This is a genomic window from Prauserella oleivorans, from assembly GCF_042685745.1.
In the GTDB taxonomy this organism is placed as follows: domain Bacteria; phylum Actinomycetota; class Actinomycetes; order Mycobacteriales; family Pseudonocardiaceae; genus Prauserella_A; species Prauserella_A oleivorans.
In genome coordinates, this window is sequence record NZ_JBHUNT010000001.1 from 2449066 (window position 1) to 2471358 (window position 22293).

Consider the following 22293-nt stretch of genomic DNA (forward strand, 5'->3'; position numbering starts at 1 on the left):
GAGTACGGGCGTACGGCGCGAATCGGGCGGCTGGTATCGTCCGGCCCGTGGACGCGGTTGCGGTCGCGCTCCCCGTCGTGCCAGGGGCACGGCCCGTGGGGCACGGCCGTTCTCCTACAAAACGTAGAGCCGCTTCCAGCTACTCGATCAGTATCAGGTACGTTAAGTCCTGATCGTGACGATTCCCCCGGCGGAGTGAACGCCGGCCGGGAGAACCGGAAGGAGCCCAGTTGGGCGCGCTGGTACTAGCCGAAGGCGAGTTCGTCGCCCCCGGTGCGAAGGACTTCGACCTTCCACCCATCTTCGGTGAAGGAACTTTCGTCACCAAGCCGATGGTGCTCGCCGTTCTGTCGGTGGTCATCGTCGCGGCGTTCTTCCTGATCGCCTCGCGGAACCTGAAGATCGTTCCCAGCAAGTTCCAGTTCGCGGCCGAGTCGATTTACGACTTCGGGCGCAACAACATCGCCCGGGAACAGATCGGTTCCAAGGACTTCAAGCCGTTCGTACCGCTCATCCTCGCGTTGTTCACGTTCATCCTCGTGAACAACATCTTCGGGATCATACCCGTCATCCAGTTCCCGACGATGTCGCACTTCGGTTTCCCGCTGGCACTGTCGGTGCTGGTGGTGTACCCGGTCTACCACTTCGTCGGGTTCAAGCGGCACGGATTCATCGGCTACATCAAGAAGGAGACGGTGCCCGCCGGAGCTCCCGGCTTCATCCTCCCGCTGCTGACGCCGATCGAGTTCCTGCAGAAGTTCTTCATCAACCCGGTCACGCTGGCGCTGCGAGTCTTCGCGGCCATGTTCGCGGGGCACCTGCTGCTGCTGGTGTTCACGCTCGGCGGCGAGTTCTTGCTGCTGGAGGCGAGCGCGGCGTTCAAGCCGGTCGGGCTGGTCAGTTTCGCCTTCGCGATTGTCCTGACCTTCCTGGAGGCCCTGATCCAGGTCCTGCAGGCCTACATCTTCGCGCTGCTGTCGGCCAACTACATCGGCGCGGCGCTCGCCGCTGAACACTGAGTAAGTAACGACCCAAGCCCCCGATCCGCGTAGTCGCGGACCGAGTCGAAAGGGATAACGCAAGTGAGCAACATTGTTCTCGCCCAGGCCGCGGAGGCCGCGTCCAACATCAACCCGGGTCTCGCCGCGATCGGTTACGGTCTCGGCGCCATCGGTCCCGGTATCGGTGTGGGTCTGATCTGGTCCGCGGTCATCAACGGCACGGCTCGCCAGCCCGAGGCCCAGGGCAAGCTGATGGGCATCGCCTGGACGACCTTCGCCCTGGTCGAGGTGCTCGCGCTGTTCGGCATCGTTATCTACTTCATCGCTTCCGGTGGCTGAGTCCTCGCTGTCTCATCTCTCACCGCACTAGGGAGAAGCTGTGCTGAACACCCAAATGGTTCTGGCGGCCGAATCGCCGAACCCGGTCCTGCCGCACGTTTCGGAGATCATCCTCGGTCTCGTCGCGTTCCTGCTTCTGTTGTGGGTGCTGCGCAAGTTCGCCGTCCCGCGGTTCGAGAAGCTCTACGAGGAGCGGACCGCGAAGATCGAAGGTGGCATCGAGAAGGCGGAGAAGGCACAGGCCGAGGCCGAGCAGGCGCTGGAGCAGTACAAGGCGCAGCTGGCCGAGGCCAGGACCGAGGCTGCCAAGATCCGCGACGACGCGCGGCTCGAAGCCGAGCAGATCAAGGCGGAGCTGCGTGCCGAGGCTCAGGAAGAGGCCCGTCGCATCGTCGCTCAGGGCGAGGCGCAGCTGCAGGCCCAACGGGCGCAGATCGTGGCCGAGCTGCGGCAGGAGCTCGGGCGCAACTCCATCGCGCTGGCCAGCCGGATCGTCGGTGAGTCGCTGGAGGACGAGACCCGCCGCCGCGGGACCGTCGACCGGTTCCTCGCCGAGCTCGAGACCAGTGGCAACGGCGCCGGAGCCAGGAACTAGGAGAAGGCGTACATGACGCTGCATGCTGCGAGCCGGGAGGCTCTTGGCTTCGCCGAGACCCGTCTCGACGAGGTGCTCGGCGACGCGGGCACGGACCCGTCCGCCGTCGGGGAAGAGCTGCTCTCCGTGGTGGATCTGCTCGCCAGGGAGGTCGGGTTGCGGCGGGCCGTCGGCGATGGCTCGTCCGACCCGGAGGCCCGCAAGCGGCTCGTCAGGACCTTGCTCCAGGGCAAGGTGTCGGATCCCGCTCTCCAGGTGCTCGACGCCGTGGTGGGCAGCCGCTGGTCCAGTCCCCGGGAGCTGCTGGACGGCCTCGAAACCGTCGCGCGGACGGCGTTGCTCGTCAGCGCGGAAAAGTCCGGCAAACTGGACACCGTCGAGGACGAACTGTTCCGGATCGCACGTATCGTGGAGGCGGAACCGGAGCTCGAGCGGGCGTTGTCCGATCGGGTCGGGCCCGTCGCAGGCAAGCGCACCCTCGTCCGCAACCTGGTCGCGGACAAGGTCGATCCTGTCACCCGGGTACTGGTCGAGCAGGTCGTCGCGCGGCCCCGTGGCCGGAGCATCGCGTTCGGCGTCGATGAGCTGGTCAAGCTGGCCGCCGCGCGGAGGTCGCGCTCGGTCGCGTACGTGACGAGCGCGACCGAGTTGACGGCCGAGCAGCGTGAACAGCTGTCGGCGAAGCTCGAGCGGATCTACGGACGGCAGATCACCCTGCACGTCGAGGTCGACCGCGCGATCGGGGCCGGCCTGGTGGTCCGGGTCGGCGACGAGGTGATCGACGGCAGCGCGGCGGGACGCCTCGAGGCGCTGCGCAGGCAGCTGGCGAGCTGACCAGCGCGGCATAACACATACTTTGCACAGTGGCAAGACACGAAGTGAGAGCGGGAACGACATGGCGGAGCTGACGATCTCCTCGGATGAGATCCGCAGTGCGATCGAGAACTACGTCTCGAGTTACTCCCCGGATGTAAGCCGGGAAGAGGTCGGCGTCGTCGTCGACACCGGTGACGGTGTCGCCCACGTCGAGGGCCTGCCGTCGACCATGGCCAACGAGCTGCTGGAATTCCCCGGCGGCGTCCTCGGCGTTGCGCAGAACCTGGAGCCGCGCCAGATCGGTGTCGTGATCCTGGGTGACTTCGACTCGATCGAAGAGGGTCAGGAGGTCAAGCGCACCGGGCAGATCCTGTCGGTCCCGGTCGGCGACAACTTCCTCGGTCGCGTCATCGACCCGCTCGGCAAGCCGATCGACGGTCTCGGCGAGATCGAGTCGACCGAGCGCCGCGCCCTGGAGCTGCAGGCCGCGTCGGTCGTCGAGCGGCAGCCGGTGTCCGAGCCGCTGCAGACCGGCATCACGGCCATCGACGCCATGACCCCGATCGGCCGTGGCCAGCGTCAGCTGATCATCGGTGACCGCAAGACCGGCAAGACCGCGGTCTGCGTCGACACGATCATCAACCAGAAGGCCAACTGGGAGAGCGGCGACCCGTCGAAGCAGGTCCGCTGCATCTACGTCGCCATCGGCCAGAAGGGCTCGACGATCGCCTCCGTGCGCAAGTCCCTCGAGGACGCCGGCGCGATGGAGTACACGACCATCGTCGCGGCCCCCGCCTCGGACTCCGCGGGCTTCAAGTGGCTGGCTCCCTACTCCGGCTCCGCCCTCGGCCAGCACTGGATGTACCAGGGCAAGCACGTCCTGATCGTGTTCGACGACCTCACCAAGCAGGCCGAGGCCTACCGCGCGATCTCGCTGCTGCTGCGCCGTCCGCCGGGCCGTGAGGCGTTCCCCGGTGACGTCTTCTACTTGCACTCCCGCCTGCTCGAGCGCTGCGCGAAGCTGAGCGACGAGCTCGGTGGCGGCTCGCTGACCGGTCTGCCGATCATCGAGACCAAGGCCAACGACATCTCGGCCTACATCCCCACCAACGTCATCTCGATCACCGACGGGCAGTGCTTCTTCCAGTCGGACCTGTTCAACTCCGGTCAGCGCCCGGCGGTCGACGTGACCACGTCGGTGTCGCGAGTCGGTGGTGACGCGCAGACCAAGGCCATGAAGAAGGTCTCCGGTTCGCTGCGCATCGACCTCTCGCAGTACGAGGAGCTCAAGGCGTTCGCCGCCTTCGCCTCCGACCTCGACTCGGCCTCGAAGGCGCAGCTGGACCGCGGTGCCCGCCTGTACGAGCTGCTCAAGCAGCCGCAGTACACGCCGGTCCCGGTCGAGCAGCAGGTCGTGACGGTGTATTTGGGCACCAACGGGCACTTCGACGACGTGCCGATCGAGGACACCGCCCGGTTCAACAGCGAGCTGCTGGAGAACCTGCGCCACAAGCACGAGGACATCCTCGCCGAGATCCGCGACAAGGGTCAGTGGACCGACGACCTCGCCGAGCGCGTCGTGGCCGCGGCGAACGAGTTCAAGAAGGGCTTCACCACCTCGGAGGGCCGCACCCTCAACGAGGTCGAGGCCGAGGCCATGGACGCCGAGAAGGTCGGACAGGAATCCGTCAAGGTGCACCGTCCGGCGCCGAAGAAGTAGTGGGCTGAAGCCATGGCTGCACAGCTTCGTGAGCTCCGGTCGAAGATCCGGGCAACCAAATCCATCGGCAAGATCACCAAGGCGATGGAGCTCATCGCCACGTCGCGCATCAGCAAGGCGCAGGCGCGGGTGGAGGCTGCACGGCCGTACGCCTCGGAGATCACCAACGTGCTCTCCGCGCTGGCCGGCGCGGCCGCCAACCTCGACCACCCGCTGCTGGTCGAGCGCGAGCAGGTGCGGCGGGTCGCGGTGCTCGTCGTGACCAGTGACAAGGGCCTCGTCGGTGGCTACAACGCCAACGTGCTTCGGGCGACCGAGGAGCTGCTGTCGCTTCTGCGCGAGCAGGGCAAGGACCCGCAGCTCTATGTGATCGGCGGCAAGGGCACGAACTACTACCGGTTCCGGGAGCGCGAGGTCGCCGGCAGCTGGACGGGCTTCTCCCAGCAGCCGCGGTACGAGAACGCGGCCGAGGTCGGCGAGACGCTCGTGCAGGCGTTCCTGGCGGGAGCTGACGACCAGGGGTCCTCGCCCGGGGCGGACGGCGTCCTCGGCGTGGACGAGCTGCACATCGTCTACACCGAGTTCCGGTCGATGCTCACCCAGACACCGGTCGCCAAGCGCATGGCTCCCCTGGAGGTCGAGTACTCGGAGGAGGAGTCGCCCGAGGCGCTCCCGCCCGCGTACGAGTTCGAGCCGAACGCCGAGACCCTCCTCGGTGCGCTGCTTCCGAAGTACATCAACACGCGGATCTTCGCGGCGTTGCTGGAGTCGGCGGCCTCCGAACTGGCGGCTCAGCGCAACGCGATGAAGTCCGCGTCGGACAACGCGAGCGAGCTCGTGGAGACCTACACCCGGCTGGCGAACCAGGCCCGCCAGGCCCAGATCACCCAGGAGATCAGCGAAATCGTCGGTGGAGCTGATGCGCTCGCCGCTGTAGGAAGTGATGACTGAGCTATGACTAGCACTGAAGCTGCCATCAAGGGGCGCATCGTCTCCGTGACCGGGCCGGTCGTCGATGTGGAGTTCCCGCGCGGCCACATCCCGGAGCTGAACAACGCCCTCAAGGTGGAGATCGAGTTCGAGGAACTCCGCAAGACCGTGACCCTGGAGGTCGCGCAGCACCTCGGTGACAACCTGGTGCGCACGATCTCGCTCCAGCCGCAGGACGGCCTCGTCCGTGGCGCCGAGGTCACCGACACCGGCGGCCCGATTTCGGTGCCCGTGGGCGACAAGGTCAAGGGCCACGTGTACAACGCCCTCGGCCAGTGCCTCGACGAGCCCGGCTACGGCGAGGACCTGGAGCGCTGGGGCATCCACCGCAACCCGCCGGCGTTCGACCAGCTCGAGGGCAAGACCCAGGTGCTGGAGACCGGCCTGAAGGTCATCGACCTGCTGACCCCGTACGTGCAGGGTGGCAAGATCGGTCTGTTCGGCGGTGCCGGTGTGGGCAAGACGGTGCTCATCAAGGAGATGATCACCCGCGTCGCGCAGAACTTCGGTGGTACCTCGGTGTTCGCCGGGGTCGGTGAGCGGACCCGTGAGGGCACCGACCTGTTCCTGGAGATGTCCGAGGACGGCGTCATCAACAACACGGCCCTCGTCTTCGGTCAGATGGACGAGCCGCCGGGCACCCGTATGCGCGTCGCGCTGTCGGCGCTGACCATGGCGGAGTACTTCCGCGACGTCCAGAACCAGGACGTGCTGCTGTTCATCGACAACATCTTCCGGTTCACCCAGGCCGGCTCCGAGGTGTCGACCCTGCTGGGCCGCATGCCGTCGGCCGTGGGTTACCAGCCGACGCTGGCCGACGAGATGGGTGTGCTGCAGGAGCGGATCACCTCCACCAAGGGCCGGTCGATCACCTCGATGCAGGCCATCTACGTGCCGGCGGACGACTACACCGACCCGGCCCCGGCGACCACGTTCGCGCACCTGGACGCCACCACGGAGCTGTCGCGGTCGGTGTTCCAGAAGGGCATCTTCCCGGCGGTCGACCCGCTGGCCTCCAGCTCGACCATTCTCGACCCGGCGATCGTCGGCGAGGAGCACTACCGCGTGGCCTCCGAGGTCATCCGGATCCTGCAGAAGTACAAGGAGCTGCAGGACATCATCGCGATCCTCGGTATGGACGAGCTGTCGGAAGAGGACAAGCTGACGGTGCAGCGGGCCCGCCGCATCGAGCGCTTCCTCTCGCAGAACATGCTGGTGGCCGAGGTGTTCACCGGGCAGCCCGGCTCGACCGTGCCGGTGGCCGAGACCGTCGAGGCGTTCGACAAGATCTCGAAGGGCGAGTTCGACCACTACCCGGAGCAGGCGTTCCTGGGCATCGGTGGCCTCGAGGACCTCGAGAAGAAGTACAAGGAAATCACCGGTAAGTGATTCGCCGAACGACGGGGCCGGTCCTTTGTGGATGCGGCCCCGTTGTTCGCATCCTCACACCGGAACCAACAGCGCGGCCGTTAGACTTGCGGGACGCGCGATGTGGAGGAGACCTACGTGGCTGAGATGTCCGTCGAGCTGGTGGCCGTCGAGCGTCGGCTGTGGTCTGGTAAGGCCTCGTTCGTCGTCGCGCAGACCACCGAGGGCGAGATCGGTGTCATGCCGGGCCACGAGCCGGTACTCGGCCAGCTGGTCGAAGGCGGCATCGTCAAGGTGACGACCACGGACGGTGACACGGTGACGGCCGCGGTACACGGCGGCTTCCTGTCCGTGACCCACGAGGTGGTGAGCATCCTGGCGGAGTCCGCCGAGCTGGGCGAGGAGATCGACGTCGAGGCGGCCAGGCAGGCGCTGACAGCCGAGGACGAGGCGGAGCGCGCGCGAGCGTCCGCGAGGCTCCGGGCAGCCGGTCAGTCGGCCTGACTCGGACGACGAGCGGGAGCCGGCCGTGGACGCAGCGATCGTGGTCACAGCCCTCCTGCTGGTGCTGCTTGTCGTCGTTGGCTGGTATGCCCTGCGCTGGGTCCGGATGCGACGACTGAGCGGCGTGAGCGTGGCTCTGCGGTGGCGGCCGGACCGTGAGCGGTCCGGCTGGCATCTCGGTATCGGCCGGTACAGCGGCGAGCGGTTCGTCTGGTATCGCGTGTGGAGTCTGCGTACCGGCCCCGATCGTGTGTTCTCCCGGGAGGGGCTGGAGATCGCCGACCGTCGCGAACCTATCGGCACCGAGTCCTATGCGGTTCCGGCGGGCGCGACGGTCTTGCGGTGTCAGTCCGCGGACCAGGAACCCATCGAGATCGCGATGGGGCCCGACGCCTTGACCGGCTTCCTGTCGTGGCTCGAATCGGCGCCGCCCGGACGCCGGATTCCCCGGGCGAGCTGAGGGCCCTGTTTCAACGATCCGGCATTTCTGCCGACATGTACCGGCGGCTGTCGCAGGCTCGTGCGGACGTCCTTCCGACGTAGCCAGGCGTATTCGGCCGGTTGAGGGGCGCTGTGCGGCTCGGACGTGGGCCGGCGAGTCAGGAACGGCGCGGTTGCCTGCCGCCGGTGCCCGACGCGACGTTCAGCGGTCGCAAAACCCGCGCGCGGTGCGTCCGGCCGTCGACGATGTGGAACGCGGCGGGTCCGTCCACCGGCAGAGAACGCCACGCGGTCAATGCGCGACGATCTGGTGCGCCCGGGCTCCGGGTCAGTGGCCGCCGCCGGGCTGCCAGAGGACGTCGCCGTCCGGGTTCGCCAGCCGCGCGAGGATGAACAGCAGGTCCGACAGGCGGTTCAGGTATTTCACGGCGAGCGTGTTGGTCCGCTCACCGTCGGCCTCGACGAGCGCCCAGCCGGACCGTTCCGCGCGCCGCGCGACGGTCCGCGCCTGGTGCAGCAGCGCGGCTCCCGCGGTGCCGCCGGGCAGGATGAACGACGTCAGCTTGCCCAGCCGCGCGTTGAACTCGTCGCACCAGCCTTCGAGCCGCTCCACATAGGCCTCGGTCACCCGCAGTGGCGGGAACTCGGGGTTCTCGACCACCGGCGAGCACAGATCGGCGCCGACGTCGAACAGGTCGTTCTGCACGGCCCGGAGCACGTCGGCGATCTCATCGGGTAGCCCGCCGAGCGCGATGGCGACGCCGACCACCGAGTTCGTCTCGTCCACGTCGGCATACGCGCCGAGCCGGGGATCGGTTTTGGGTACTCGGGAACCGTCGCCGAGTGCGGTGGTGCCGGTGTCGCCGACCTTGGTGTAGACACGGTTGATCCGTACGGGCATACGCGGAGTCTACGGCCAGGGAGCGCGAGAGCGGGGTGTCAGCTTCACCGCGACGCTCCCTATCGTCACGCGGAGATCGTTCGTTTCACGTCGTGGCCGAATTGTGACCGTCCTTTCGCTACGCCCGCCCCTGCGTGGCAGGGCGCGCTCGGCCCGGCATTATGGGCCACCATGAGCGAGCACTTCGACGTGCACGGCGGTGCGCGTCTGGTCGGCGAGGTCGAGGTAGTCGGCGCCAAGAACAGCGTGCTCAAGCTGATGGCGGCGGCCCTGCTCGCCGAAGGCACGACCACCATCACCAACTGCCCGCAGATCCTGGACGTCCCGCTGATGGCGGACGTGCTGCGCAGCGTCGGCTGCGAGGTGGAACTCGACGGTGACACGGCCTACATCACGACGCCGACGGAGCTCTCCCACCGCGCCGACTCGCCCGCGATGGGCAAGCTGCGGGCTTCGGTGTGTGTGCTCGGTCCGCTGGTCGGCCGGTTGAAGAAGGCCGTCGTCGCCCTGCCGGGCGGCGACGCGATCGGCTCCCGGCCGCTGGACATGCACCAGAACGGCCTGCGCAAGCTCGGTGCCACCAGCACGATCGCGCACGGTTGCGTCGTCGCGGAGGCCGACGGCCTGCACGGCGCTCAGATCTGGCTCGACTTCCCCAGCGTCGGCGCCACCGAGAACATCCTCATGGCCGCCGTGCTCGCCGAGGGCACCACGGTGATCGACAACGCCGCGCGGGAGCCGGAGATCGTCGACATCTGCACGATGCTCACGGAGATGGGCGCCAAGATCGAGGGCGCGGGCACCTCCACCCTGATCGTCGAGGGGGTCGACCAGCTGCATCCCACCGAGCACCGTGTCATCGGTGACCGCATCGTCGGCGCCACGTGGGCGTTCGCGGCGGCGATGACCCGCGGCGACGTGACCGTGACCGGCGTCGACCCGCACCACCTCGAGCTGGTGCTGGAGAAGCTGCGGCTCGCGGGCGCGGAGGTGACCACCTTCGACGGCAAGGGCTTCCGGGTGATGCAGCCCGATCGGCCGCGGTCGGTGGACTTCGTGACGCTTCCGTATCCCGGGTTCGCCACCGATCTGCAGCCGTTCGCGGTCGCGCTGTCCTCGGTGTCCGAGGGCACCTCGATGATCACCGAGAACGTCTACGAGGCGCGGTTCCGGTTCATCGAGGAGATGGTGCGGCTGGGCGCCGACGCCAGGACCGACGGCCACCATGCCGTGGTCCGCGGGGTCGAGAAGCTCTCCAGCGCTCCGGTGTGGGCCTCCGACATCCGCGCCGGTGCGGGTCTGGTGCTCGCCGGGCTGTGCGCCGACGGAGTCACCGAGGTGTGGGACGTCTTCCACATCGACCGCGGCTACCCCCATTTCGTGGAGAACCTCAACCGCCTGGGTGCGCGTATCGACCGTGTCAGCAGCGCGGGCGACGCCGACTGAGCCGAGGGGCGGCCGGGACGGCCCGGGAGAGCCCGGAGCCTCAGCCCTCGGCGGCGAGGGCCGCGCCGAACCCGATGAGCGTCGTGCCGGTGAGGGCGTCGAGCGACCGGCGTACCCGGGGTCGCCTGATCCATTCCCGCACCCGGTTCACGAACAGCAGGAGCAGCACCAGCCACGCCGCGCCCAGCACGGCCACGGTGTAGGCGAGCAGCAGCGCGTCGAACGCCGTGCTGCGCACCGGGTCGAGGAACTGCGGCAGCACCGACAGGTAGAGCGCCAGCACCTTCGGGTTGGTGACGTTGGAGAGGAATCCCTCCCGGAACCGCCGGAACCCGCTGGTGCGGGACCCCGCGGTGTCCATGGCGCCGTAGTCGCCGCGCCAGGCGGCGCGCAGCGCCTGGATACCGAGGTAACAGAGGTAGGCCACGCCCAGCCAGCGAATCGTCGTGAACACCGGCTGCGAGCGGACGATCAGCGCCCCGAGCCCCAGCGCCACGGCCGTGCCCTGAACGACGTTGCCGACCGCGATGCCGGACACCGCGAGCAGACCGCCCCGGAACCCGCCGGCGAACGAGTTCTTCAGCGTTACGAGGGTGTCCGGGCCGGGGGCGAGTACCACGATGATCACGAAGACCAGATAGCTGCTGTAGGCACTCCACGTCACGTCGTCACGGTATTCGAGCGGTTCCGGAGACGGCTCGCGGGTTTCCGCCGTGACGTGGCTCGCTCCACGCTCCGCGCAGGGTCACCCCACGTACCGGGCACTCGTCGGCGGCGGCCTCCACCGACCTGTCCGGCGCAACCTCGCCAAGGGCAGCCGGGCCTGTCGGTGGCCTTCGACCTGCCCACGCAGACGGGCTACGACCCGGACCACCCGCCGGCGGAGTACCGCGCCGCGATCGAGAAGGGCGAGCGGGTGCTCGTCGGCGTGAACCGGGTCGCCGAAACCGAGCCCAGCCCCTTGCAGGCTCAGGGCGCCAAGGCTGTCGAAACGGCCGAGCCGGTGGCGGAGAAGCAGGCCGTGGCGGCGCTCGACCAGTGGCGGCGGGCCCGGGACGGCGAGGCCGTGCGCCCAGCTCTCGACAAGCGTGAGGTGTCCGGCGACCGGGGTCTCCGCGGCGGCGTCGGCAGGCGAGGGGGCGAGGAGATCGCCCGCGTCCGGGCCACGAGCGAGGAGCTGGGGGAGCGGCTGCGTGTCCTGGTCGGCAAGCCCGGCCTCGACGGGCACTCCAACGGCGCCGAGCAGGTGGCCGTGCGGGCCCGCGACGCCGGATTCGAGGTCGGCTACCAGGCATCCGGCTCACGCGTGAGCAGATCGTCGCGACCGCGGTGCAGGAGGGCGTGCACGTGGTGGGGCTGTCCGTACCGTCCGGCTCGCACCTCGAGGTGGTGCCCGAGGTGGTCGACGGCCTGCGGGCGGCCGGCGCGGGCGACGTCCCGGTCGTGGTGGGCGGCATCATCCCCGCCGACGACACCCGGCTGCGGGGCGAGCGCGGGATCGCGAGGGTGTTCACGCCCAAGGACTACGAGCTGACCGGCATCATCGACGGGATCGTGACGCTCGTGCGCGAGGCGCGCGAGCTGGCGTGACCCCGCGACGCAATGTGATCTCGGGCCCGGAGTTGATGTCGTTCTGGTAACAGCCTGTGGGCAAACTTTACCGCCCTTTTGACCTGCTCGACGCTCGCGCCTAGCGTTCGGTGACTATGACCCTGTGCTCGGCACGGGGATTGACGACGAGGTCAATCGAAGGGGTCGGCCATGGCGCACAGTGAATGGACCCGCAGAGAGTTCTTCAGACGTTCCGCGGCCGTCGGAGCGGTGGCACTGGGAGGGCCTGCCGTGCTGGCGGCATGCCAGACCACCGACCAGGGCGGCGACACCCTGCAGACGGCCCGCGAGCAGGGCACCATCCGCATCGGCATCGCCAACGAGCAGCCGTACGGCTTCGCCGACTCCTCCGGCAGGGTCACCGGGGAGGCGCCCGAGGTGGCCAAGGCCGTGTTCCGCAACATGGGCATCAACGACGTCCAGAACAGCGTCGTGACGTTCGACCAGCTCATCCCCGCGCTCAACGCGCGCCGGTACGACGTGGTGTCGGCGGGCATGTTCATCACCCCGGAGCGGTGCAACGCGGCCCTGTTCTCCACCCCCGACTACACGGCGCTCGCGGCGTTGCTCGTGCCGAGGGGCAACCCGCAGCAGGTCAGGAACTTCTCCGACATCGCGAACAAGAACCTCAAGGTCGCCGTGCTGTCGGCCGCTGTCGAGAAGGGCTACGCGGAGTCCGCCGGTGTGCCCGAGGGCAACATCACCACGCTGGACACCCAGGACAGCATGCTGCGCTCGGTCATCGACGGGCGCGTGTACTGCGCGGCACTCACCGACATCTCGCTGAAGTGGCTGGTCAAGCAGAACCCCGGCGCCCCGGTCGAGGTGACGCAGAGCTTCCAGCCCACGCAGGACGGGCAGCCGGTGATCTCGGCGGGCGGGTTCGTGTTCCGCCAGGGTGACGAGTCACTGCGCGACGCCTTCAACGACCAGTTGCGCCGGCTGCACAACAGCGGCGAGTGGCTGCGCATCGCGCAGCCGTTCGGCTTCAGTCAGGCGAATGTGCCGAAGCCCAACGTGACAACGGAACAGCTCTGCAGCGGCTAGCCGGGAGGCGCCGTGTTCGACGACTTCGGACTCATCTTCTCGTCCATCCTCGATGGACTGCCGGTCACGATCGCGGCCACGGTAGGCGGCATCGCGCTCACGGTCGTGCTGTCGTTCATCGCGGGGCTGGCGTTGCTGTCGCCGTCCCGCCTCGTCCGGTTCATCGCACGCGTCTACGTCGAGGGCTTCCGCGGTACGTCCGAAGTGGTCCAGTTGTTCTGGATCTTCTTCGTGCTGCCGGTCCTCGTCGGACTCGAACTGGTCCCGTTGTTCGCAGGCATCCTCGTGCTGGGACTCAACCACGGCGCCTACGGGGCCGAGATCGTCCGCGGCGCGGTGCAGTCGGTCCCGAGGGCGCAGCGGGAGGGCGCGATCGCGCTCAACCTCAGCCCGGCCGTCCGGATGAGACGGGTCATCCTGCCGCAGGCGGTGGTGGAGATGTTGCCGTCGTTCAACAACCTCTTCATCCAGTTGCTGAAGAGCACGGCGCTGCTGTACTTCATCTCCGCCGGTGAGATCACCGAACGCGGCGAGTTGCTGCGCCCGGCGCTGCCGATGGGCCAGCTGACGGTCATCTACGGCGTCGAACTGCTGTTCTACCTGCTGCTGGCCATCCTCATCACCATCGGCATGCGGACGCTCGAGCGCATCGGCTCCCGCAAGCTCGGCAGGACGCCGAAGCCTCGCCCGAAGATCCTCTCGGCAGGGGGCACGTGATGGGCTGGGACTGGGAGTATGCCGTCGAGAGCCTGCCGCTGCTCGCGGAAGGCATGCTGGTCACGCTCGAGTTGACCGCACTCGGAGCGTTGCTGGCCTACCTGCTCGGGCTGGTGCTCGCGGTGTTCCGGCAGGTGCGCGTGCCGGTGCTCAGCCAGCTCGTGTACCTGTTCATCGAGGTGGTGCGCAGCACGCCGCTGCTGATCCAGGTGTTCGCGTTCTACTACCTCGTGCAGCCCGCGCTCGGTCTGACGCTGTCGCCGTTCCTCACCGGTGTGCTGGCCCTCGGCGTGCACTACGCCACCTACACCTCCGAGGTGTACCGCGCCGGCATCGAGGCGATCCCCAAAGGACAGTGGGAGGCGGCCACGGCGCTCAGCATCCCGCGGGGTCGCGTGTGGACCGGCATCATCCTGCCGCAGGCGGTGCCCCGCGTGCTGCCCGCGCTGGGCAACTACACGATCTCGATGTTCAAGGAGACCCCGCTGCTCCTGGCGATCGGCGTCGTCGACGTGCTCAACAGCGCCAAGGAAGCCGGCGCCGAGACGTTCCGCGTCATCGAACCGTACACACTGGCCGGCGTGTTCTTCCTCCTGGTGAGCTACCCGGCCTCCATCCTCGTCAGAAAGCTGGAACGTCGTGTCGGAACCGTATAAGGAACCCTCGTCCGATGTGATCATCCGGTTCGACCGGGTGGTGAAGAAGTTCGGTGACCACGTGGTGCTGCGGGAGCTGGACTTCACCGTGAAACCGGGTGAGTTCGTCACGCTGATCGGGCCGAGCGGCTCGGGTAAGACGACCATCCTGCGGCTGCTCATGACCCTCGAGCGGGTCAACGAGGGCACGATCGAGGTCTGTGGCGAGTACCTCAGCCACATGGAGCGCGGCGGCAAGCTCGTGCCCGCCGACGAGAAGCATCTGCGCCGCATGCGCAAGCGCATCGGGATGGTGTTCCAGCAGTTCAACCTCTTCCCGAACATGAGCGTCCTGCAGAACATCACCGAGGCCCCGATCCGCGCGCTCGGCATGTCCAAAGCGGAGGCCGGTGAGCGGGCACGGGACCTGCTCGACAAGGTGGGGCTGGGCGACAAGGTGGACGCGCATCCGATGCAGCTCTCGGGCGGGCAGCAGCAGCGGGTCGCCATCGCCCGCGCACTGGCGATGGAGCCCGACGTCATGCTGCTCGACGAGGTCACGTCCGCACTCGACCCGGAGCTCGTCGCCGGTGTCCTCAAAGTCCTCAGGGACATCGCGGAGAAGACCGATATCACATGTCTGTGTGTCACGCACGAGATGCAGTTCGCCAAGGACGTCTCCGATCGCGTCATGATGTTCGACCAGGGCCAGGTCATCGAGGACGCGCCACCGGAGAAGCTCTTCACCTCGCCCGAACACGAACGCACCCGCGAGTTCCTGCACGCCGTGATCGACCGCGCGGTCTGAAGGCGGTCACCGACGGTGGCTGTCTGAACCACCGGGGGCCCGCCGCGCCGAGTGGCGGGCCCCGACTCATGGATTTAACCTGTGTGTCCGGGCTGTTGTCTTCGCACGTCAACGCGCCTGTCGCGGCCGACCGAATCGTGTGAAGGAGGACGGAGAATTTCTCCTTTGATTGCGCACAAACGGGTGACTTGCTTAGGGTGAGCGCAATCGAGTCCGCGCTGATGTTGGAGCGGCGGACGCCGATGTCCACGACAGGAGCTATGAGTACGTGAATAACTCCAGGCTGAGCAGACGTGGTTTTCTGCGCGGCGCCTCAGGGGCGACCCTCGGCCTCGCGATCGGCGGCGGCGCACTGGTCAGTGGTTGTACCTCGATCAACGTGGCAGCCGGCAGCGAAGGCGGTGACCTGCTGCAGAGGCTTCGCGACTCCGGCACGGTGCGCATGGGCTTCGCCAACGAGCGCCCGTTCGGGTTCATCAACTCCGCGGGTGACCTGACCGGTGAGGCGCCCGAGGTCGGCAAGGAGGTGTTCCGCAGGCTCGGTGTCGACTCCTTCGAGCCGAAGCTGGCGGACTTCAGCTCGCTGATCCCCGGGTTGAAGGCGGGCCTGTTCGACGTGATCGCCGCCGGGATGTACATCACGCCCGACCGCTGCGCCGAGATCGAGTTCACCAACCCGGACTACAACGCGCCCGCCGCGCTGTTGTTGCCGAAGGGCAATCCGAAGGGTCTGTCCGATCTGGACAGTATCGTGCGGAAGCGCGCCCGCATCGGTGTGCTGACCGGTTCGGTCGAGGAGGGCTACGCCGCGGACTCGGGCATTCCCCGCTCGCGGGTGGTCGTCTTCCCGGACCAGTCCTCCGGTATCGACGGTGTCCTGGCCGGCCGCGCGGACTGCCTGATGCTGACCCGCCTCTCGCTCACGTCGGCACTGCAGCAGCGGCCCGGCGCGCAGCTGGAGATCGGCCCGTCGTTCATCCCGGTCGTCAAGGGCGAAAAGCAGTTCGGCGCGGGAGGTTTCGGCTTCCGCAAGGGAGAGACCAACATCGTCCGGGCATTCAACCGCGAACTGACGATCATGCAGGAGCGGGGCGAGATCTTGAAGCTGACCAAGCCGTTCGGCTTCTCGCAGGACGAGATGACGCGGCTCACGGCGGCGGATCTCTGCGCCGGAACAGCGTCCTAAGGGGGCCACTCATGTCAAGCGGGCTGATGGCCTATGTCTGGGAGGGTCTCGGCGTGACCCTCATGCTCACCGTGTTCGGTGCGCTGCTCGGGCTCGTCTTCGCGTTCATCGCGGGCCTGGCGCGCTCGAGCGACCGGAAGATCGTGCGTGGTGCCGCGATGGTCTACACCGAGCTCTTCCGCGGGTTCCCGTCGCTGGTGCTGCTGTTCGCGCTGATCTTCATCGTGCCGCAGTTCGGCTACCAGCTGAACACGCTGTTCGCCGGAGTTCTCGCGCTGGCGCTCAACATCGGTGCCTACGCGGCCGAGGTCGTGCGCGGGGCGGTGAAGTCGGTTCCGCCGGGCCAGATCGAGGCGGCGGTCGCGCTCAACTTCACGCCGATGCAGCGCCTGCGCAAGGTGATTCTGCCGCAGGCGATCGTCGCGATGATCCCACCGTTCTCCAACAACCTGATCGAGCTGCTCAAGGCGACCTCGCTGGTGTCGCTGGTCTACATCTCCGACCTGACCTTCGCGGCTCAGCTGATCCGCGCGTCGACCGGCGAGACGACGCTCGTCTTCCTCGGCCTGCTCGTGGGATACGGGCTCATCGCACTGGTGCTGACCACGATCATGAGGTTGCTGGAGCGAGTGGCCGCCCGCTCGCTGGGCCGGACCGTCCCGAAGGGACTGTTCGCGGGTAAGCAGGAGGTGGCCGCGTGAACGCGTTCGAATGGAGCCAGGTGTGGGACGCGATGCCCACGATGCTCGACGGTCTGCTCGTCGCGCTGCAGGCGACCGTCATCGGCTACGTCATCGCGTTGATCCTCGGCCTGGTCTTCGCCATCCTGCGGCGCAGCCACAACCGCTGGGTGAGCATGCCGGTCGGGTTCCTGGTCGAGTTCATCCGGTCGACGCCGCTGCTGGTGCAGCTGTTCTTCTTCTTCTACGTGCTGCCGCTGATCGGCATCAGCGTGTCACCGCTGGCGACGGGCGCGTTCGCGCTCGGCCTGCACTACGCGACCTACACCTCCGAGGTGTACCGCTCGGGCATCGACGGTGTCCCGGCCGGGCAGTGGGAGGCCGCGACGGCGCTCAACCTGTCGACGCGGCGCACGTGGACGAATGTGATTCTGCCGCAGGCGATTCCCAGGGTCGTTCCTGCGCTGGCCAACTACGTGATCGCGATGTTCAAGGACACGCCTCAGCTGCTGGCGATCACGGTGGTCGAGATGCTCGGTGCGGCGGTCGCACTGGGTTCGGAGACCTTCCGGTACTCCGAGCCGGTCGCCGCGGCCGGGCTCGTGTACCTGGTCGTGGCTCTGGTGATGGCCTGGCTGGCGCGGCTCGTCGAGCGCCGGTTCGGGCAGGTTCGGGTTTAGGAGAGGAACTTCGGTGAGCAACGGTGACTTCATCACGTTCGATGGCGTGCACAAGGCCTTCGGCAAAAACGTGGTGCTCGACGACCTCTCGTTCTCGGTCGCGTCGGGTGAGCGCGTCACCCTGATCGGGCCGAGTGGCTCGGGCAAGACGACGATCCTGCGGATGCTGATGACGCTGACGCGGCCCGACCGCGGCACGATCGGTGTCGACGGCGACTACCTCTACCACGAGAAGCGTGGCGACGAGCTGGTGCCGGCGAGCGAGGCGCACATCCGCAAGGTGCGCAGCCGGATCACGATGGTGTTCCAGCACTTCAACCTGTTCCCCAACATGAAGGTGCTCCGCAACGTCACGGAGGCGCCGATCCACGTCCTCGGCAAGTCGAAGGACGAGGCGGAGGCCCGGGGCAAGGAGCTGCTGGAGATGGTGGGGCTGGGCGACAAGCTGAACGCCCACCCGTCGCAGCTCTCTGGCGGGCAGCAGCAGCGGGTCGCGATCGCGCGAGCGCTCGCGGTCGACCCGGACGTGCTGCTGCTCGACGAGGTGACCTCCGCGCTCGACCCGGAGATCGCCGCGGAGGTCCTCGACGTCCTGCGGGACATCGCCAAGAGCACCGACACGACGATGCTGCTCGTCACGCACGCGATGAAGTTCGCGCGGGACGTCTCGCACCGGGTGCTGATGTTCAACGAGGGCAGGATCATCGAGGACGCCCCGCCCGAGAAGCTGTTCAACGAGCCCGAGCACGAGCGCACGCAGGCGTTCCTCCGGTCGGTCATCGACGAAACCTGACGCACCGCGTTACCGTCGGTGCATGGGTGAGTTCCAGCACATCCTCGTCAAGCGCGAGGGCGAGACGGTCACGATCACGATGAACCGGGGGAGCCGGCGCAACTCCCTGTCCGAGGACCACCTGCGCGAGCTGCTGGCCGCGTTCCGGCAGGCAGGCGAGTCCGATGCGACCGGCATCGTGCTGGCCGGAGCCGGTCCGGTGTTCTCCGCCGGGCACGACTTCGGTGACGTGGCCTCGCGCGACCTCATGGGTGTGCGGGAACTGCTGCGCCTCTGCACCGACCTCATGCGCACCATCCAGTCGGTGCCGCAGGTCGTGATCGCGCGCGTGCACGGCCTGGCCACCGCCGCGGGCTGTCAGCTCGTGGCCTCGTGCGATCTGGCGGTGGCCGCCGAGTCGGCCGGGTTCGCGTTGCCCGGCGGCAAGGGCGGCTGGTTCTGCCACACTCCCGCGGTGCCCGTGGCGCGGTCGGTCGGGCGCAAGCGCCTGATGGAGCTCGCGCTGACCGGGGACCCGATCGACGCGGCGACCGCGCTCGACTGGGGTCTGGTCAACCGAGTGGTGCCCGACGCCGACCTGGACGAGGCGGTCGCCGAGCTGCTCGGCCGGGCCACCCGCGGCAGCCGGGCGGCCAAGGCCCTGGGCAAGCAGACGCTCTACGCCCAGCTGGACCGGCCGGAGGACGACGCCTACGCGATCGCCATCGAGGTCATGGCCTCGGCGTCGCAGTTGCCCGGGGCCCGGGAGGGCATGGCGAGCTTCCTGGAGAAGCGCAAGCCGGTCTGGCCGGACTGAGCTTTGCTCACCCGCGTTCGTGCAGCTGGAGCAGCGTGTAGGCGGCGAGGGACTGGGCGTCGGTGATCTCGCCGGCGCGCACCATCTTCTCGAACTCGGCCCGGGAGAACCACGCCGTGCGCATGTCCTGTTCCTCGTGCTCCCGGTCCGGCACGCCTGCCCTGAGGTCGGTCGCCAGATAGGCGGTGCCGCGCTGGCTGGACATGCCCGCGGCCACGTCCAGCACGCCCAGGGCCACGAGCGAGCCCGCCTCCAGTCCGGTCTCCTCGCGCAGCTCCCGTGCGGCGAGCTCGGCCGGGTCGGCGTCGGAGAGCTCGGGCGCCGTTCCCTGCGGGAACTCCCAGCGGCGCAGCCCGAGCGGATATCGGTATTGCTCCACCAGGTGCAGCCGGTCGCCGTCCAGCGGGATCACGAGCGCGTAGTGCGGCTTGTCGACGACGCCGTAGATACCCTCGCTGCCGTCCGGCCTGCGGATGCCGTCCTCCCGGACGCTCATCCAGTTGTTCCGGTACACCTCGCGGGTCGACACGCGCTCGATGGGGTCCACACACCCAGTGTGCCAAGTCCCCTAATCTCTGGCGCGTGCGCTTGGTAATCGCCCGCTGCCAGGTCGACTATGCCGGCCGGCTCACCGCCCACCTGCCCATGGCCACGAGGCTGCTGCTGGTCAAGTCGGACGGCTCCGTGTCCGTGCACTCGGACGACCGGGCCTACAAGCCGTTGAACTGGATGAGCCCGCCGTGCTGGCTCATCGAGGACGGCAACCTGTGGATCGTCGAGAACAAGGCGGGCGAGAAGCTGGTGATCACCATCGAGCAGGTGATCGACGAGATCGAGCACGACCTCGGTGCCGAGCCCGGCCTGCAGAAGGACGGCGTGGAGGCACACCTGCAGGAGCTGCTCGCCGAGCACATCACGACGCTCGGCGACGGCTACACGCTGGTGCGGCGCGAATACCCGACCGCGATCGGCCCGGTCGACATCCTCGCGCGCGACGCGGACGGCTCGGCCGTGGCGGTGGAGATCAAGCGCCGCGGCGAGATCGACGGCGTCGAGCAGCTCAGCCGCTACCTCGAACTGCTCAACCGTGACCCGCTCCTGGCTCCGGTGCAGGGTGTGTTCGCCGCGCAGCAGATCAAGCCGCAGGCACGCACGCTCGCCGAGGACCGGGGAATCCGGTGCGTGACGCTGGACTACGACGCCCTGCGCGGCATCGAGACCGGCGACCTGCGCCTGTTCTGAGGACCCTCGCCGCTCCCGTGGGCCGGGTGGCTCACTGATGTCCGGGCCCTGACACCCGCCCGTTCCGGCCGTGGTCGCGGGGACGCGGTCCCCGCGGGTTTCCCGACGTTTCCCGATTCCGATGCCGGGGTAAAGCGCCGTCGGCCCGTGGGCGCAATCGGCACAGGATTTGCGATGTGGCATTCATCCCGGTGCGATCGTGCGGTAATGTGCGCTCGCAGGTTGATCCGTGATGAGTGTTGTTGACTGGTGTTGATTCCGGAGGTGGGCCGGTGAGCGTCCTTGCCCAGGATCTACGGCTTGATGCGAACGCGATCGACTACGTGTTGCTCGCGTTCTACTTCGTGCTTGTCCTCGGAATCGGATACCTGGCACGCAGGCAGGTCTCCACGAGTCTGGACTTCTTCCTCTCCGGACGCTCGCTGCCCGCGTGGGTGACCGGCCTGGCGTTCATCTCCGCCAACCTCGGCGCGATCGAGGTCATGGGCATGTCGGCCAACGGCGCCCAGTACGGCATGCCGACCGCGCACTACTTCTGGATCGGCGCCATCCCCGCGATGCTCTTCCTCGGCATCGTGATGATGCCGTTCTATTACGGCTCCAAGGTGCGCAGCGTCCCGGAGTTCATGCTGCGCCGCTTCGGCAAACCCGCCCACCTCGTCAACGGCATCAGCTTCGCGCTGGCCCAGATCCTCATCGCGGGGGCGAACCTCTTCCTGCTCGCGAGCGTGGTCAACCTGCTGCTGGGCTGGCCGATCTGGGTGTCGGTGATCCTCGCGGCCGTGATCGTGCTCGCCTACACCGCGCTCGGAGGTCTGTCGGCCGCCATCTACAACGAGGTGCTGCAGTTCTTCGTCATCGTGGCCGCGCTGCTGCCGCTGACGATCGTCGGTCTGTACAAGGTCGGTGGCTGGGAGGGCCTCGTCGACAAGGTGACCGCGGGACCGGGCGGCGCCGAGCAGCTCAACTCCTGGCCCGGCAACCAGCTCACAGGTTTCGGTGACAACTTCCTGTCCGTCCTCGGTCTGGTGTTCGGCCTCGGGTTCGTGCTCTCGTTCGGCTACTGGACGACGAACTTCGTCGAGGTGCAGCGCGCGATGGCCTCGAAGAGCATGTCCGCGGCCCAGCGCACGCCCATCATCGGCGCCTTCCCGAAGCTGCTGATGCCGTTCATCGTCATCGTCCCGGGCATGATCGCCGGCGTGAGCGTCGCCGAGCTCGCCGGGGAGAACAAGGCCGCGCTCATGAACGGCGAGGCCGCGCCCAGCGGTGCCACCTTCAACAACGCGCTCCTGCTCCTGATGCGCGACCTGCTGCCCAACGGCATGCTCGGCATCGCGATCGCCGGTCTGCTGGCGTCGTTCATGGCCGGCATGGCGGCGAACCTGAGCTCGTTCAACACGGTGTTCACCTACGACATCTGGCAGGCCTACATCAAGAAGGACCGGTCGGACGCGTACTACCTGCGCACCGGGCGCGTGGTGACGGCGGCGGCGACGATCCTCGCCATCGGCACGGCGTTCATCGCCTCCACCTACAGCAACCTGATGGACTACCTGCAGCAGCTGTTCTCGTTCTTCAACGCGCCGCTGTTCGCGACGTTCATCCTCGGCATGTTCTGGAAGCGCATGACGCCCACGGCAGGCTGGCTCGGCCTGGTCACCGGTACGGCGTCGGCGGTGGCCGTGTTCCTGCTCGCCGAGACCGGGGTCTGGGACCTGCCCGGCCAGGGGGCGTCGTTCGTGGGTGCCGGTGCGGCGTTCGTGGTCGACGTCGTGGTGAGTGTGGCCGTGACGATGGTGACGCGGCCGAAGCCGGAGGCCCAGCTCGTCGGGCTCGTCTACTCCCTGACGCCGCGGGAGACGCTGAGCCGGTCGACCACGGGCGAGGACGCGGGCTGGTATCGCAACCCCGGCCTGCTCGCGGGCATTGTCCTGGTCATCACGATCGTGCTGAACATCATCTTCTAGGAGGCGT

Annotated in this window: 24 protein-coding genes and 1 pseudogene; 22 read left to right on the forward strand and 3 right to left on the reverse strand. The window is 67.8% G+C overall.

The features are described 5' to 3' along the window. Nucleotides 1-230 precede the first annotated feature (230 nt). The 9 genes from atpB (at nucleotide 231) to ACFSZT_RS12110 (ending at nucleotide 7793) form a co-directional block, all read left to right on the forward strand. Nucleotides 231-1019 (forward strand): F0F1 ATP synthase subunit A, encoded by a 789-nt coding sequence (atpB, locus tag ACFSZT_RS12070; protein WP_377394481.1) that lies wholly within the window; start codon nucleotides 231-233, stop codon nucleotides 1017-1019. A gap of 63 nt (nucleotides 1020-1082) precedes the next feature. After that, nucleotides 1083-1340, forward strand: a complete 258-nt coding sequence (locus tag ACFSZT_RS12075) for an ATP F0F1 synthase subunit C (protein WP_110337835.1) — start codon at nucleotides 1083-1085, stop codon at nucleotides 1338-1340. Between the two features lie 55 nt (nucleotides 1341-1395). Then, nucleotides 1396-1935, forward strand: coding sequence for a F0F1 ATP synthase subunit B (locus ACFSZT_RS12080; RefSeq protein WP_377394573.1), 540 nt, complete (start codon nucleotides 1396-1398; stop codon nucleotides 1933-1935). A gap of 12 nt (nucleotides 1936-1947) precedes the next feature. Further along, nucleotides 1948-2769, forward strand: coding sequence for a F0F1 ATP synthase subunit delta (locus ACFSZT_RS12085; RefSeq protein ID WP_377394478.1), 822 nt, complete (start codon nucleotides 1948-1950; stop codon nucleotides 2767-2769). A 61-nt stretch (nucleotides 2770-2830) separates the two neighbouring features. Beyond that, a complete protein-coding gene (atpA, locus tag ACFSZT_RS12090; RefSeq protein WP_377394476.1) occupies nucleotides 2831-4471 on the forward strand; it encodes a F0F1 ATP synthase subunit alpha in 1641 nt (546 codons plus the stop codon). A 12-nt stretch (nucleotides 4472-4483) separates the two neighbouring features. Next, entirely contained in the window at nucleotides 4484-5422 is a 939-nt protein-coding gene (locus tag ACFSZT_RS12095; RefSeq protein WP_377394474.1) for a F0F1 ATP synthase subunit gamma, read from the forward strand. Between the two features lie 3 nt (nucleotides 5423-5425). After that, nucleotides 5426-6850, forward strand: coding sequence for a F0F1 ATP synthase subunit beta (atpD, locus tag ACFSZT_RS12100; RefSeq protein WP_377394472.1), 1425 nt, complete (start codon nucleotides 5426-5428; stop codon nucleotides 6848-6850). A 126-nt stretch (nucleotides 6851-6976) separates the two neighbouring features. Beyond that, nucleotides 6977-7333 carry a F0F1 ATP synthase subunit epsilon gene (locus ACFSZT_RS12105; protein WP_377394571.1) on the forward strand — a complete coding sequence of 119 codons (357 nt, stop codon included), beginning with the start codon at nucleotides 6977-6979 and terminating at the stop codon, nucleotides 7331-7333. A 25-nt stretch (nucleotides 7334-7358) separates the two neighbouring features. Continuing rightward, nucleotides 7359-7793 carry a DUF2550 domain-containing protein gene (locus ACFSZT_RS12110; RefSeq protein WP_377394471.1) on the forward strand — a complete coding sequence of 145 codons (435 nt, stop codon included), beginning with the start codon at nucleotides 7359-7361 and terminating at the stop codon, nucleotides 7791-7793. 309 nt (nucleotides 7794-8102) lie between these two features. On the opposite strand, the gene ACFSZT_RS12115 is transcribed toward ACFSZT_RS12110, so the two are convergent. Then, nucleotides 8103-8675: a cob(I)yrinic acid a,c-diamide adenosyltransferase gene (locus ACFSZT_RS12115; RefSeq protein WP_377394468.1), complete on the reverse strand. Its 573-nt coding sequence runs from the start codon at nucleotides 8673-8675 to the stop codon at nucleotides 8103-8105. A gap of 171 nt (nucleotides 8676-8846) precedes the next feature. Between ACFSZT_RS12115 and murA the strand changes: the two genes are divergently transcribed. Further along, nucleotides 8847-10121, forward strand: a complete 1275-nt coding sequence (gene murA, locus ACFSZT_RS12120) for a UDP-N-acetylglucosamine 1-carboxyvinyltransferase (RefSeq protein ID WP_377394466.1) — start codon at nucleotides 8847-8849, stop codon at nucleotides 10119-10121. 40 nt (nucleotides 10122-10161) lie between these two features. Here the strand turns inward: murA and ACFSZT_RS12125 are convergent, their stop codons facing one another. Continuing rightward, complete coding sequence (locus ACFSZT_RS12125) at nucleotides 10162-10785, reverse strand: LysE family translocator (protein WP_377394464.1); 624 nt, start codon at nucleotides 10783-10785, stop codon at nucleotides 10162-10164. A gap of 216 nt (nucleotides 10786-11001) precedes the next feature. On the opposite strand from ACFSZT_RS12125, the pseudogene ACFSZT_RS12130 reads away from it, so the two are divergent. From ACFSZT_RS12130 to ACFSZT_RS12175, 10 genes and pseudogenes are all read left to right on the forward strand, one after another. After that, nucleotides 11002-11711, forward strand: a pseudogene (locus ACFSZT_RS12130) (methylmalonyl-CoA mutase family protein); the annotation flags it as partial. A gap of 171 nt (nucleotides 11712-11882) precedes the next feature. Next, a complete protein-coding gene (gene ehuB, locus ACFSZT_RS12135; protein WP_377394462.1) occupies nucleotides 11883-12779 on the forward strand; it encodes an ectoine/hydroxyectoine ABC transporter substrate-binding protein EhuB in 897 nt (298 codons plus the stop codon). Between the two features lie 12 nt (nucleotides 12780-12791). Further along, nucleotides 12792-13496, forward strand: a complete 705-nt coding sequence (gene ehuC, locus ACFSZT_RS12140) for an ectoine/hydroxyectoine ABC transporter permease subunit EhuC (RefSeq protein WP_377394460.1) — start codon at nucleotides 12792-12794, stop codon at nucleotides 13494-13496. Further along, nucleotides 13496-14152 (forward strand): ectoine/hydroxyectoine ABC transporter permease subunit EhuD, encoded by a 657-nt coding sequence (gene ehuD / locus ACFSZT_RS12145; protein ID WP_377394458.1) that lies wholly within the window; start codon nucleotides 13496-13498, stop codon nucleotides 14150-14152. The genes ehuC (ACFSZT_RS12140) and ehuD (ACFSZT_RS12145) overlap by 1 nt, the downstream gene beginning before the upstream one ends. 19 nt (nucleotides 14153-14171) lie before the next feature. Further along, nucleotides 14172-14939 carry an ectoine/hydroxyectoine ABC transporter ATP-binding protein EhuA gene (gene ehuA / locus ACFSZT_RS12150; protein WP_377394569.1) on the forward strand — a complete coding sequence of 256 codons (768 nt, stop codon included), beginning with the start codon at nucleotides 14172-14174 and terminating at the stop codon, nucleotides 14937-14939. A 268-nt stretch (nucleotides 14940-15207) separates the two neighbouring features. After that, nucleotides 15208-16125: an ectoine/hydroxyectoine ABC transporter substrate-binding protein EhuB gene (gene ehuB / locus ACFSZT_RS12155; protein ID WP_377394456.1), complete on the forward strand. Its 918-nt coding sequence runs from the start codon at nucleotides 15208-15210 to the stop codon at nucleotides 16123-16125. 11 nt (nucleotides 16126-16136) lie between these two features. Further along, nucleotides 16137-16826 carry an ectoine/hydroxyectoine ABC transporter permease subunit EhuC gene (gene ehuC, locus ACFSZT_RS12160; RefSeq protein ID WP_377394454.1) on the forward strand — a complete coding sequence of 230 codons (690 nt, stop codon included), beginning with the start codon at nucleotides 16137-16139 and terminating at the stop codon, nucleotides 16824-16826. Next, entirely contained in the window at nucleotides 16823-17485 is a 663-nt protein-coding gene (gene ehuD, locus ACFSZT_RS12165) for an ectoine/hydroxyectoine ABC transporter permease subunit EhuD (protein WP_377394452.1), read from the forward strand. The genes ehuC (ACFSZT_RS12160) and ehuD (ACFSZT_RS12165) overlap by 4 nt, the downstream gene beginning before the upstream one ends. A 13-nt stretch (nucleotides 17486-17498) precedes the next feature. After that, on the forward strand, nucleotides 17499-18278 hold the full coding sequence (gene ehuA, locus ACFSZT_RS12170; RefSeq protein ID WP_377394450.1) for an ectoine/hydroxyectoine ABC transporter ATP-binding protein EhuA: 780 nt from the start codon (nucleotides 17499-17501) through the stop codon (nucleotides 18276-18278). A 22-nt stretch (nucleotides 18279-18300) separates the two neighbouring features. Next, nucleotides 18301-19074: an enoyl-CoA hydratase-related protein gene (locus ACFSZT_RS12175; RefSeq protein ID WP_377394448.1), complete on the forward strand. Its 774-nt coding sequence runs from the start codon at nucleotides 18301-18303 to the stop codon at nucleotides 19072-19074. A gap of 7 nt (nucleotides 19075-19081) precedes the next feature. Here the strand turns inward: ACFSZT_RS12175 and ACFSZT_RS12180 are convergent, their stop codons facing one another. Further along, entirely contained in the window at nucleotides 19082-19621 is a 540-nt protein-coding gene (locus tag ACFSZT_RS12180) for an NUDIX domain-containing protein (protein WP_377394446.1), read from the reverse strand. 35 nt (nucleotides 19622-19656) lie between these two features. Here ACFSZT_RS12180 and nucS point away from each other — a divergent pair, with 35 nt between their 5' ends. Together nucS and ACFSZT_RS12190 are read left to right on the forward strand one after the other, a co-directional pair. Continuing rightward, on the forward strand, nucleotides 19657-20316 hold the full coding sequence (gene nucS / locus ACFSZT_RS12185) for an endonuclease NucS (RefSeq protein WP_377394444.1): 660 nt from the start codon (nucleotides 19657-19659) through the stop codon (nucleotides 20314-20316). A 272-nt stretch (nucleotides 20317-20588) separates the two neighbouring features. Continuing rightward, on the forward strand, nucleotides 20589-22286 hold the full coding sequence (locus ACFSZT_RS12190; protein ID WP_377394442.1) for a sodium:solute symporter family protein: 1698 nt from the start codon (nucleotides 20589-20591) through the stop codon (nucleotides 22284-22286). Nucleotides 22287-22293: the final 7 nt, after the last annotated feature.

Excerpts from the sequence above, each read along its gene's own strand:
- ehuD (WP_377394458.1), top strand. The coding sequence starts at position 13,496 with ATGGGCTGGGACTGGGAGTATGCCGTCGAGAGCCTGCCGCTGCTCGCG.
- ehuB (WP_377394462.1), top strand. The coding sequence starts at position 11,883 with ATGGCGCACAGTGAATGGACCCGCAGAGAGTTCTTCAGACGTTCCGCG.
- ACFSZT_RS12115 (WP_377394468.1), bottom strand. The coding sequence starts at position 8,675 with ATGCCCGTACGGATCAACCGTGTCTACACCAAGGTCGGCGACACCGGC.
- ACFSZT_RS12080 (WP_377394573.1), top strand. The coding sequence starts at position 1,396 with ATGGTTCTGGCGGCCGAATCGCCGAACCCGGTCCTGCCGCACGTTTCG.
- ACFSZT_RS12085 (WP_377394478.1), top strand. The coding sequence starts at position 1,948 with ATGACGCTGCATGCTGCGAGCCGGGAGGCTCTTGGCTTCGCCGAGACC.
- murA (WP_377394466.1), top strand. The coding sequence starts at position 8,847 with ATGAGCGAGCACTTCGACGTGCACGGCGGTGCGCGTCTGGTCGGCGAG.
- atpA (WP_377394476.1), top strand. The coding sequence starts at position 2,831 with ATGGCGGAGCTGACGATCTCCTCGGATGAGATCCGCAGTGCGATCGAG.
- ACFSZT_RS12175 (WP_377394448.1), top strand. The coding sequence starts at position 18,301 with ATGGGTGAGTTCCAGCACATCCTCGTCAAGCGCGAGGGCGAGACGGTC.
- ehuC (WP_377394454.1), top strand. The coding sequence starts at position 16,137 with ATGTCAAGCGGGCTGATGGCCTATGTCTGGGAGGGTCTCGGCGTGACC.
- ACFSZT_RS12105 (WP_377394571.1), top strand. The coding sequence starts at position 6,977 with ATGTCCGTCGAGCTGGTGGCCGTCGAGCGTCGGCTGTGGTCTGGTAAG.
- atpD (WP_377394472.1), top strand. The coding sequence starts at position 5,426 with ATGACTAGCACTGAAGCTGCCATCAAGGGGCGCATCGTCTCCGTGACC.
- ACFSZT_RS12095 (WP_377394474.1), top strand. The coding sequence starts at position 4,484 with ATGGCTGCACAGCTTCGTGAGCTCCGGTCGAAGATCCGGGCAACCAAA.